Source organism: Polaribacter sp. Q13 (assembly GCF_016858305.2).
In the GTDB taxonomy this organism is placed as follows: Bacteria; Bacteroidota; Bacteroidia; order Flavobacteriales; family Flavobacteriaceae; genus Polaribacter.
In genome coordinates, this window is the sequence record NZ_CP074436.1 from 1258048 (window position 1) to 1270631 (window position 12584).

The following is a 12584-nucleotide window of genomic DNA, read 5'->3' on the forward strand; positions in this document are numbered from 1 at the left end:
AATTTACAGTTATAATTTAACAAAATATACATGAAAAAATTTAAATTATTGTTAATTGGAATTCTTTTAACTACTTCTTTTAGCATGTTTGCACAACAAACAGTTAAAGGTGTTGTAAAAGATAAAACATCTGGTGATCCTTTGCCTGGTGTTAGTGTAGTAATTAAAGGTACTACAAAAGGTATACAAACCGATTTTGATGGAATCTTTAGTATTAATAAAATAAATAAAGGAGACATTCTTGTCTTTAGATATTTAGGTTTTGCAGATAAAGAGCTTACTATTGGTACAAATTATAACCTTACGGTAGTATTAGAAGAATCTGCAGAATCGTTAGATGAGATTGTAGTGGTAGGTTATGGTACAACTACTGTAAAAGACGCTACTGGTTCTGTAGAGTCTATTACCTCTAAAGATTTTACAAAAGGGAACATTGTAACACCAGAAAATTTATTAAGTGGTAGGGTTTCTGGGGTAAGTGTTACTACAAGTGGTGCACCTGGTTCTGGATCTCAGATTACAATTCGTGGGGGTTCTTCTATCGGTGCTTCTAACAGTCCTTTAATTATTATTGATGGTTTACCTATAGAAAATAGTGATGCTTCTATTGCTGGTTCTCGTGGTTTATTAGCAAACATTAACCCTAATGACATAGAGTCTTTTTCTGTTTTAAAAGATGCTTCTGCAACCGCTATTTATGGTTCTAGAGCTTCTAATGGTGTTATAATCATTACTACTAAAAAAGGTAGAAAAGAATTTACATTAGATTTTGATATGCAATATACTTTTGGAGAAGTATTAGATAAAGTAAATGTTTTTTCTGCTGATGATTATAGAAATTTAATTACAGCAAAAAGACCTGGAGATGTTGCTGCTTTAGGTAGTGCAAATACAAATTGGCAAGATAAAGTATTACGTTCTACAACGTCTTCTTTATATAATCTTACTGCAAAAGGACAAATTTTTGGGGCAATACCTACAAGATTATCTATAGGTTTTGCAAACCAAGAAGGTGCTTTGTTAACTTCTCAGTTTGATAGAAAAACTATTTCCTTATCAATGAATCCTTCTTTATTTAAAGATCATTTAAAAATTAACCTAAATTATAACAGGGTTTTTGAAGACAGTCGTTTTGGAGATTCCGGACAAATAGGTGCTGCTTTACGTTACGACCCTACACAATCTGTGTATGATTCTTCTTCTAGGTTTGGTGGGTATTACCAACACTTTTCTAACGGAGAAATTGCAAACGGAACAACCAACCCAGTAGCATCTTTATTGCAAAGAAACAATACGGGATATGCTTTTAGACAATACGGAAACTTAAATTTCGATTATAAATTTCATTTTTTACCAGAATTAAGAGCTGTTGTAAATGTTGGTTTCGATAAAATTAATTCAGAAAATAGTGATGTAACATCTAAATTAGCACCTGCACAGTCTAACGCTTTATATTTGGGTAATAATGCATTTAATACACAAGAAAGAGGTAATAAATTATTTGATACTTATTTTAACTATATAAAAGATTACAATAACTTTAATGTAGATCTTACCACTGGTTATTCTTATCAACGATTCGAAAATTTTGGTGCCAATTCTGGAAATAGAAATAACCCAGAAAATATATCTACAACTTTTGCAGATCCAGATGTTGTTAATATTGGTTTCTTTGGTAGAGCTAAATTTAAATTCAACCAAAAATATTTACTTACTTTAAATTTTAGAAGAGATGGTACTTCTCGTTTTAGTTCAGACAATCAATGGGGTAACTTTGGTGGTGCTGCATTAGCATGGAACATTAGTGATGAAGATTTCTTAAAAGATTCTAAAGTAATTTCAAACTTAAAATTAAGAGCTAGTGTTGGTTTAACAGGACAACAAAACATACCTGGTGTTAATGATTTGTATTTAGATAGATACCGTTTTGGTAATGAAACTTCTAGATATTTGTTTGGAAACTCCACCATAAAATCTACCATTCCTTCTGTTGTAAACCCAAATTTAAAGTGGGAAGAAACAACAACTATAGAGTTTGGTGTAGATTATGGTTTGTTTGATAATAAATTTAGTGGATCTGTAAGTGCATTTCAAAAAACATCTAATGATTTATTATTTGATGCTGCTTTAGCAGATGGTACAAACTTTGGTAACAGTACAATTCAGAATATTGGTCAATTACAAATTAAAGGTTTAGAGTTTACTTTAAATGGAGACATCCTTAAAAGTGAAGATTATAATTGGAACTTTACATTTAACGCGACGTATTTAGATAGAAAAATTACAGAGCTTGCAAATAACCAAGACGTTAGAACTGGTGGTACTTCTGGTGGAACAGGAAATACCATTCAATTATTAAGAGAAGGTTTTGCACCAAACTCTTTTCACGTATATAAACAACTATACAACACTGCAGGCAAACCAATAGAAGGAGCATATGCAGATTTAAATGATGATGGTATTATTAATGATGAAGATCGTTATTTAAAAGAAAACCCAAATGCAGATGTAACTTTAGGTTTTCAATCTAGTTTTAATTACAAAAATTTCGATTTAGGTTTTAACTTAAGAGCAAGCCTTGGTAATTATGTATATAATAACGTAAACTCTTCTAGAGCACAATACGAATTATTACAAGACAACGCTGTTTTAGGAAACTTGCCTACCTCTGTATTAAACACAGATTTCTTAAGAACGTCTAACGTTATAAATTCTGATATTTATATAGAAAATGCTTCTTATTTAAGAATGGACAATGTTACTCTAGGATATACTTTTAACAACCCAATTAAAAAATTCTCTTACAGCAGTATTCGCTTATGGGCTGGGGTTCAAAATGTATTTACTTTAACAAACTACTCTGGTTTAGACCCAGAAGTGTTTGATGGAATTGATAATTTAATTTATCCTAGATCTAGAAACTTCTTAGTTGGAGCTAATATTAAATTCTAATAAAAACAAGATGAAAAAATATATAAAAACAATAAAAAATCTATTCGTTGTTATTTTGTTAACATCAGTAGTTACTTCTTGTACAAACGATTTAAATATTGTACCAGAAGATGATCAAACGGTTTTAAGCGAAGCACTTTTTGAAAATGAAAGCGCTTATTTAGAAGTATTAGCCGGAACTTATGCCAACTTATCTTTAACCGGAGTTGATGGTCCAGAAAGTTCTAATATTAAAGGTTTAGATGCAGGTACTAGTCAATATGGTAGAACATTATTGTATTTGCAAACTCTTTCTGCAGACCAAATGATTTGGTCTTATGAGAATGACCCTGGTACAAGAGAAATTCAACGTAATATTTGGACTGCACAAAATCCAGTAATATTAGGTATGTTTAGTAGAGCGATGGTAACCGTAGCATTTGCTAACAATTTCTTAAGAGAAACAACCCCAGAAAAATTAAATGCAAGAAACGTATCTGCCAATACAAAAGCAGACATTGTTACTTATAGAGCAGAAGCCCGTTTGTTAAGAGCTTTGTCTTATTATAACTTAATGGACTTGTACGGTAAAGCTCCTATGGTTATAGAAACTGACCCAATTGCTGGTTTTAATCCTCCGCAAGCGGATAGAGCGGAATTATTTACATTTATAGAAAGTGAATTATTAGCAATTGATGCAGATTTAATGGCTCCAAGAACTAATCTACATGGTAGAGCAGACAAAGCAGTTGCGTGGATGATTTTAGCTAAAATATACTTAAATGCAGATGTTTATATTGGTGAGCCAAAATATACAGAATGTTTAGCTGAATGTACAAAAATTTTAGGTGGTGGATTTTCTTTAGCAACCAATTATACACATTTATTTATGGCAGATAACAACACGAACTCTGCTAATAATGAAATTATTTTCCCCTTAATTTCAGATGGTTTAATCACACAGAACTACGGACCAACAACAGTAATGGTAAATGGTGAAATAGGGAGTTTAGAAGCAAACGGAATTCCTTTAGGTGTTGGTGCCGCAGGTTGGGGAGGCGCTTTAAGAATTCGAAAACAATTTGCAGAATTATTTAATGGCGGTATTTTTTCTGGAGATACTAGAAATACCATTATTTCTGGAACTAGAAGTATTGATATTACAGACATTTCTGATAAAGACCAAGGGTATGTAATAGAAAAATATTCGAATGCTACCTCTACAGGAACCTTTGGATCAGATCAAACTTTTGTAGATACAGATTTCCCTTTATTTAGATTAGCAGATGTGTATTTAATGTACGCAGAAGCTCATTTAAGAGGAGGTTCTGGAGGAACAGATGCAGATATGATCTCTTATATAAACGCCTTAAGAACAAGAGCAAACAATCCTCAAAATAACCTAACAGCATCAGACATTTCGTTAGATTTTATTTTAGATGAAAGAGCAAGAGAATTACATTGGGAAGCACACAGAAGACAAGATTTAATTAGATTTGGTAAATTTACTGGAGGTAATTACAATTGGGCTTGGAAAGGAAACGGTAGCAACGGTATTGCTTTACCAGCTTACATGAAAGTATACCCAATACCTACTGCAAGTTTAGCTTCTAACCCTAATTTAACTCAAAATACTGGGTATTAATTTAAAAACAAATTACAAATGATGAAAAACATAAAAAGATTTTCAGCAGTTAGTATCATTGGTCTAATACTTTTATTTTTCCAATCTTGCGATGACACTTCTGATACATTTACGATATCAGCACCAACAGCTCCTACTCTAGCTGAATTAAATTTCACACAATTAGAATTAGACGCTGTAAATACATCAAACCCAGCTTTAACTTTAAATTGGGATGAAGCCGATTATGGAATTCAAGCGGCTGTTAATTATGCCATTCAATTTTCTAAAGATGATGCTTTTACAGAACCCGTTACTGCGTCTACTATTTCAGGTAAAACTTCGGTTACATTATCTATCAATGAGGTAAATGCGGCGGCAGGTAACGCAGGAATCAATCCATTTAATTGGTCAGACATCTATATAAGAATTGTTTCTTCTTTAGGAACTCAAAATAGCGAAACAGCTGCATCAAATACAGTTCAATTTAGTGTATACCCTTACTTTAATTACTCTTTTAATGATTATTATTTAGTAGGTAATGCAACTGCACCTGGTTGGGATAATTTAGCTACAGGTAACAATCCCGCTTTATTTAGAGACGAAACAGATAGTAATACTTTTTACTATACTGGTTATTTCTCAAAATCTTCTGCCGATGATGGTGAAGGAAGATTTAAAGTTATTGAAACGAAAGGAGAATGGACTAATCAATGGGGAACTACATACCCAGATAACGAAGACCCAATAGAAACTGAAGGAGATATTGCTGGTAACCCTGCAACACAAGAAGCCGATCCAGGAAGATTTGGTGTAAAATCTGATGGTTTTTATACTTTTAAAATAAACTTTGCTTCTAAAGAGTTTTCTATAGAATCTTTTAATGAAGCAGGAATTATAAGTCCTACATCATTAGAAATACAAGGATCTAGTATTGCCAACACAGCAATGACACCTCTTGCTTTTGATGGTCATATTTGGTTTGCTACTAAAATACATTTAACTCCTGGCGAAGTAGAATTTGTTACAGGTGCTAGTGCTAAATGGGGAAGCTCTACTTCTTTTTCTGGTGTAGCAACCGATGGTGGTGGTGCAATACCAGTAATTGTAGAAGATGATTATGATGTTTGGTTTAATGATTTAACTGGTCGTTATATCTTAATTCCTTTAAATTTATAATAACTTAAAAATAGATAAAAAATGAAAACTTATATAAAAAGATTAAGCTACTTATTTTTATCACTAACACTTTTTTTAGGTGCTTGTGAGACAGAAGAGAGCTTAACAATAACAAGTCCAGATGCTGTTTTTGAGTTAGTAACACCAGGAATTAGTACCGTGTTTTTAAATTCAGAATTATTAGATAACCCTGCGTTTACAATTACTTGGATCGATGAAATTAATCCTTCTGCAACCTATACCGTAGAAATGGATTTAGAAAGTACTTTTGATGCTCCTATTCAATTAGGTACAACAGATAAAAAGAACTTTACCATAACCGTTGCTGAATTAAATAAAGCTTTAGAAAATACGGATGTAAAATCTTATACAGATACACCAATCTATGTAAGATTATCTACAGGTAGCTCAATGTCTAATGTAATTTTATTTCAAATTTCTAAATTTGCAGTGAAACCACCAGTAATTACGAGCCCAGATAATACTTTTTCTCAAGTATTAACAGATGTGAATCCTGATGAAACAGCCTTAACTATTACTTGGGACGATCCTGAAATTGGAGAAACAAGTAGTTTAGCTATTAGCTATGAAATAGAAATGGCAGAAGCAGGAACAAGTTTTGCTGCGCTTGCAAATATCGGTTCATCAACTTCTACAACATTCGAAATTTCTTATAAAGACTTAAATGATTTAGTAATTGCCAATGGAGGAGTTGCAGATGTTGCCACAAACTTCGATTTTAGAATTAAAGCAATTGCAAAATCGGCTTCAGGAGATTTAGAAAGAACTTCAGATGCTATAACCATTGCCTTAACTGCCTTTAAAGCGGCAATACCAGATAATTTATTTATGGTAGGTGCCCATAATGAATGGAACAATGCTGATGCCACACAAAAACTTTATACTACTGGAAATGGTGTATTTACTAAAGTACAAGCTTTTTCTGCAGGTGATGAGTTTAAATTATTACCAACTTCTGGCGCTTGGGATGGAGATTATGGTGAAGACCCAAATAATGTTGGTAAAATAGTGCAAGAAGGAGAACAAAACATAAAAGTTACAACAACAGGTACGTATTTGGTTATGATAGACTTTAATACACTTAGTTTTAGATTACAAAACATAGACACCATGTTTATGGTAGGTGCTCACAATGGTTGGAATAATGCCGATGCTACGCAACAATTTAACACCTCTGGAAATGGAGTTTTTGTAAAAGTTCAAGCTTTTTCTGCAAATGATGAATTTAAATTATTACCAACATCTGGCTCTTGGGACGGAGATTGGGGAGAAAATAAAACTACTGCCGGAACTTTAGAGTTAGATGAAGAACAAAACATTAAAGTAGAAAATGCAGGTACTTATATGGTTACCCTAGATTTTAATACTTTAACTTTTAATCTTATAGAAATCCCTACAAATCTTTATTTAGTAGGTTCTCCAAATGGATGGGACAATGCAACAGCTCCTGCTTTCACAAAAGTATCTGAAGGATTGTTTGAATTAACTCAAACTTTAACATCTACAGATGAATTTAAGTTCTTACCGCAACAAGGAGCTTGGGATAATGATTGGGGAGAAAGTAAAACATACCCTGGTATGATTGTTAGAGAAGATGAAAATAATGTAAAATCTCCTGGAGATGGTTCATATACAATTACAGTAGACTATAATAAAGGAACAGTAACTGTTCAATAATTTTATAAAACATTACAAAGGCTACCTACTTAAGGTAGCCTTTGTCTTTAAAAAGCCTTTTTTATGAAAAAAATTACTTTTTTAATCTTATTTATAACCAGTTTTACTTTTAGCCAGGTACAGAATGTTACTTTTTCTGTTTCTCCTGCTACTTTTAATGAAACTGATCCCATAACAATTACAGTATCTAATATTACAGCTGCTTCATGGGGAGTTTCAGATATCTATTTATGGTCTTGGTCTTATGATATCAATGATGCCAATTCTATAGATTCTCCAAACAACGGAAGTTGGACAAATTCTAACGAAGCTCAAAAACTAACAAAAAATAACAATGACACTTACTCTATAACTTTTACACCAACCACCTTTTATAACAGAACAGGTCTTGGACGAATTGGAATGTTAGTAAAGGCAAAAGATGGTTCTGGTGATAAAAAATCTCAAGACCAATATTTTGAGGTTGGTGCTTATCAATTAACTTTAAATTCACCATCTACAGCTACAACAATATTAAATTCTGGAGAAACATTACCAATTGCTGCAACAACTTCATTATCATCAAACTTTAGCTTAAAAGCAAATGGAGCTGTTATTAATCAACAAAATAACATAACATCATATAGCTTTTCTCCTACCGTAACAGAAAATACTACTTATATTTTAGAAGCTACAAATAACGGAGAAACAAAAAGCACAACGTTTCAAGCAATTGTAAAACCAACGGTTTCAGAAGCCGTTGTTCCTGCAGGTATGAAAGACGGAATTAACTTAAACACATCAGACAATACAAAAGCTACTTTAGTGTTTTATGCGCCCAATAAGGAGTTTGTGCATATAATTGGTAGTTTTAACAACTGGCAAATCAACAATACTTATTTATTAAAAAAAGACAGTACTAAAGATCGCTTTTGGATTGAATTAACTGGTTTAACTCCGCAAACAGATTATATGTATCAATATATAATTAATGCCGATTTAAGAGTTGCAGACCCATACTCTACCGTTATTTTAGATGAATCTAACGATCAATATATAAACGCAACTACATATCCCAACTTACCAAGTTATCCAACAGGAAAAACAAACCACGCAGTAACTTTATTAAGAACAGGAGACACTCCTTATGCTTGGCAAAACACTTCTTTTACCAAACCTGCAAAAACAGACCTAGTTATTTACGAACTTTTAATAAGAGATTTTGATGCCTTGCATTCTTATGATGCTGTAAAAGCAAGATTAGATTATTTAGAAGAATTAGGCATTAATGCCATCGAGTTTTTACCAGTTATGGAATTTGACGGCAATGAATCTTGGGGCTACAATCCTTCTTTTCACATGGCTTTAGACAAATATTATGGTAATACCACTGCTTTTAAACAATTTATAGATGAATGCCATAGAAGAGGAATCGCTGTAATTATAGATGTTGCTTTTAATCATGCTTCTGGCCAAAATCCATACTACAGAATGTACAATACAGATAATGGTGGTTATGGAGGACAAGCAAGTGTAGATAGTCCTTTTTTCAATCAAACAGCTACACACTCTTACAGTGTTTTCAATGATTTTAATCACGCTAAACAAGCCACTAAAGACTACGTAAAAAGAGTTACTCAATATTGGATTGATGAATATAAAATTGATGGTTTCCGTTGGGATTTAACAAAAGGATTTACTCAAAACTGTTCTGATTCTGACCAAAATTGTACAAACGCTTACCAACAAGATAGAGTTGATGTTTTAAAAGAATATGCAGATAACCAATGGGAAATAGACCCCAGTTTTTATATCATTTTCGAACATTTAGGTACCAATGCAGAAGAAACAGAATGGGTAAATTATAAATTAGACGAAGGAAAAGGAATTATGGTTTGGGGCAATCACAACCATCAATATAACCAAGCTACTATGGGCTTTGGTAGTGATGCAGATTTCTCTTGGATTTCTTATAAAAATAGAGGTTGGTCTGTACCTGCAAATGTAAGTTATATGGAAAGCCATGATGAAGAGCGTTTAATGTACAAGAATCTACAATATGGTAATTCTAGTGGTAGCTACAATATTAAAAACCTTAATACCGCTTTAGAAAGAGAAGAATTAGCTGGTGCCTTTTATTTTACTATTCCAGGTCCAAAAATGATTTGGCAATTTGGCGAATTGGGTTATGATATTTCTATAGAACAAAATGGAAGAACGGGTAATAAACCTATTTTATGGAATTATTTAGCAAACGAAAACAGAAGAGCTGTTAAAGAAACTTGGTCTAAATTAATTAAATTAAAACTACAATATGATATTTTTGAGACTTCAGATTTCACGTTAGATGTTGGTAATGCTAACGGATTAAATACCATTCACTTAACAGATGCAGCTGCTTCAGACATACAAAACATTGTTATTATAGGAAACTTTGGCGTAACAACTCAAAGTATTTCTCCTGCTTTTCAACAAACGGGTACTTGGTACAATTTACTAAAAAATAACACTACTATTTCTGTTACCAATACAACGAGTACTATTTCTTTAGCACCCGGAGAATTTAAAGTGTATGCAAATAATCCTGCTTCTCTTTCTTCGGATGATTTTACAGTTGATAATATAAGTTCTATGAAACTGTATCCAAATCCGGCTAAAACACACTTTGTTCTTTCTGATAAAACAAATGAAGTGACCATTTTTGATGTTACCGGAAAACAAGTAAAATCCTTTTCTAATGAAGTGATAAAAACAAATTACTTTGAAATATCAACTTTAAAAAAAGGTATTTATTTTATAAAAATTGAAGATTCAAAAAATCAAGTTTTAACTAAAAAGTTGATTGTGAATTAAGACAATTATTAGTGATATTAATTAAGAAAGCGAGCAGTAAATATTTTATTGCTCGCTTTTATATTATAAATAAAGTTGTTTTATAATTGATAAAAAATCAATCAATTCGAGTAAAAACACTTCCTAATGTTATTTCAACCTATAATCCCAAATGAATTCTATAATGTCGTAAAACAAATTATAACTCAAGATGTCTTTCTGAGACCCGAGAAAAAAATTTCACAAGCGGAAATGATGACATGCAGTTTTGTCATTTATGCGATAGGAGAAATCTCATAATTCAGAAAAATCTATAATTAAGTATCTTTATATAATTTCTCTCTTTGTTTTAAATGATAATACGATATCCGTTCTTCCTATAATTTTATAAAATCAAAATGGGTTAAGTAATATCATACTTAAACTCCAAACTGAGTTAAATGATGATCTAAATGTTTATAGAACGAATTATTCCACTCTACGGCAGTTAACTCCCCAAAAGAATGAGATTCCTTTCCTTCAAAATAAGCTTCTCCTAATTCTTGCGTTTTAGTTATATAATCTATTAAAATTTTCTTTTCAACCTCAAACTCCTTATCATCAGAAATAATGAATTGAGCAGCGGTTTTTCCATTTTTAGCATACGGTTTTTCCGAAACAACAATCTTTTTCACAAACATTTTTAGTATCCATTTGGTAAATGCATTTGGCTTTGGATATTTATCCGTATAAACCATTTCATAACTTACAGAACAATGCGATAACATTTGTGAAACAGACATTTTACCCCAAGTTGGTTTTGTGGACGTTGTTAAATTATTAATTCTTTTAATAACTTCATTGGTGATTTCTTTCTCAAAAATATTTTTCATATTAATGTAGTATTTTAAATAATAGTTCTTTTAAAATATCTTTTTGAGTTTGGCTTGCTCCTACTCCTTTACTCTTTACGTCTGCATCTCGCAAAAAAGCAATTACTTGCGCTACTTTTCGCATCGGATAATTCTTAGCAGCCAAAAAATATTCATCTACAAAATACGGACTCACGCCAAGTGATTTTGCTACAGATCCTTTAGACTTATCTTTTAATCCATGAAATAATAGCAGTTGTGTAAAGAAACCATTTAATAAAGAAATCGTCATTACCAAAGGGTTATTTTTAGGATTTTCTGCAAAATAATTTATAATTCTATTCGCTTTTACAATATTTTTTTCTCCTACCGACTTTCGTAATTCAAAATTATTAAAGTCCTTAGAAATACCAATATTATCTTCAATATGTTTGTCATCAATTATAGTATCTTTAGGTAGAATTAGCATTAATTTATCTAATTCATTAGATATTTTACTTAAATCTGTACCTAAAAATTCTACTAACATTTGAGAAGCTTTCGGCTCTATTTGATATTTTTTACCACTTAATACTCTACGAATCCAATCTGAAACCTGATTTTCATACAGCTTTTTACTTTCGTAAACTAAACCTGTTTTAGCGATTACTTTGTGCAATTTTTTTCGCTTATCTAATTTTTTATACTTATAATTAAAAACTAAAACAGTGGTTGGTTGCGGATTTTCTGCATAAGAAACTAACTTTTCTATATTTCTGCTTAGATCTTGCGCTTCTTTTACAATTATAACTTGTCTTTCGGCCATCATTGGGTAGCGTTTTGCCGAAGAAACAATATCTTCTATACTAGCATCTCTCCCATACATTACTTGCTGATTGAACCCTTTTTCGGATTCATCTAAAACATTTTCTTCTATATAATCAGAAATTTTATCAATATAATAAGGCTCATCACCCATTAAAAAATAAATAGGCTTTATATTCCCTTTCTTTATCTCTGAAACAATACTTCTTATTTCGTTCATTTTCTTACTTTTGACTGATGCAAAAACTCAACCTACCAACTTATAACTTCAAGCTCAAAAGTAGCGAAAATAAGACGCTTATTTTTGATAATTTGAGAAAAAAATATATGGTTTTAACTCCAGAAGAATGGGTTAGACAGCATTATGTACATTTTTTGATCGATGAAAAAAAATATCCTACTTCTTTAATTGCTTTAGAAAAACAGTTAACCATTAATAATCGCAAAAAAAGAACTGACATTTTAGTTTTTAATAAAGAAGGAAATCATGAAATTATTGTAGAATGCAAAGCACCTTCTATTAAAATTACACAAGATACTTTTGATCAAATTGCTCGTTATAACTTAAAATTAAAAGCTACATTTTTAATAGTTACCAATGGTTTAGAGCATTTTTACTGCAAAATGGATTTTGAAAATGAGACATATATTTTTCTAAAAGAAATACCTAATTATAAATAAAATTG

General features: G+C 31.5%; 8 protein-coding genes. 6 read left to right on the forward strand and 2 right to left on the reverse strand.

Going from position 1 to position 12584, the window contains the following annotated elements; translation table 11 throughout:
- Positions 1–30: 30 nt before the first annotated feature.
- From JOP69_RS05105 to JOP69_RS05125, 5 genes are all read left to right on the forward strand, one after another.
- Positions 31–2952: a SusC/RagA family TonB-linked outer membrane protein gene (locus JOP69_RS05105; RefSeq protein WP_203392173.1), complete on the forward strand. Its 2922-nt coding sequence runs from the start codon at positions 31–33 to the stop codon at positions 2950–2952.
- A gap of 10 nt (positions 2953–2962) precedes the next feature.
- Complete coding sequence (locus tag JOP69_RS05110; RefSeq protein WP_203392172.1) at positions 2963–4576, forward strand: RagB/SusD family nutrient uptake outer membrane protein; 1614 nt, start codon at positions 2963–2965, stop codon at positions 4574–4576.
- Positions 4577–4594: 18 nt separating this feature from the next.
- Complete coding sequence (locus JOP69_RS05115; RefSeq protein ID WP_203392171.1) at positions 4595–5734, forward strand: SusE domain-containing protein; 1140 nt, start codon at positions 4595–4597, stop codon at positions 5732–5734.
- Positions 5735–5755: 21 nt separating this feature from the next.
- Positions 5756–7432, forward strand: coding sequence for a SusE domain-containing protein (locus tag JOP69_RS05120; RefSeq protein ID WP_203392170.1), 1677 nt, complete (start codon positions 5756–5758; stop codon positions 7430–7432).
- Between the two features lie 63 nt (positions 7433–7495).
- Positions 7496–10264: an alpha-amylase family glycosyl hydrolase gene (locus JOP69_RS05125; RefSeq protein ID WP_203392169.1), complete on the forward strand. Its 2769-nt coding sequence runs from the start codon at positions 7496–7498 to the stop codon at positions 10262–10264.
- A gap of 398 nt (positions 10265–10662) precedes the next feature.
- Here JOP69_RS05125 and JOP69_RS05130 read toward each other — a convergent pair whose 3' ends face one another.
- Both JOP69_RS05130 and holA read right to left on the reverse strand, forming a co-directional pair.
- Positions 10663–11115: a DUF1569 domain-containing protein gene (locus tag JOP69_RS05130; protein ID WP_203392168.1), complete on the reverse strand. Its 453-nt coding sequence runs from the start codon at positions 11113–11115 to the stop codon at positions 10663–10665.
- A gap of 1 nt (position 11116) precedes the next feature.
- Positions 11117–12118, reverse strand: a complete 1002-nt coding sequence (holA, locus tag JOP69_RS05135) for a DNA polymerase III subunit delta (protein ID WP_203392167.1) — start codon at positions 12116–12118, stop codon at positions 11117–11119.
- A gap of 17 nt (positions 12119–12135) precedes the next feature.
- Here holA and JOP69_RS05140 point away from each other — a divergent pair, with 17 nt between their 5' ends.
- Complete coding sequence (locus JOP69_RS05140) at positions 12136–12579, forward strand: type I restriction enzyme HsdR N-terminal domain-containing protein (protein WP_203392166.1); 444 nt, start codon at positions 12136–12138, stop codon at positions 12577–12579.
- Positions 12580–12584 lie beyond the last annotated feature (5 nt).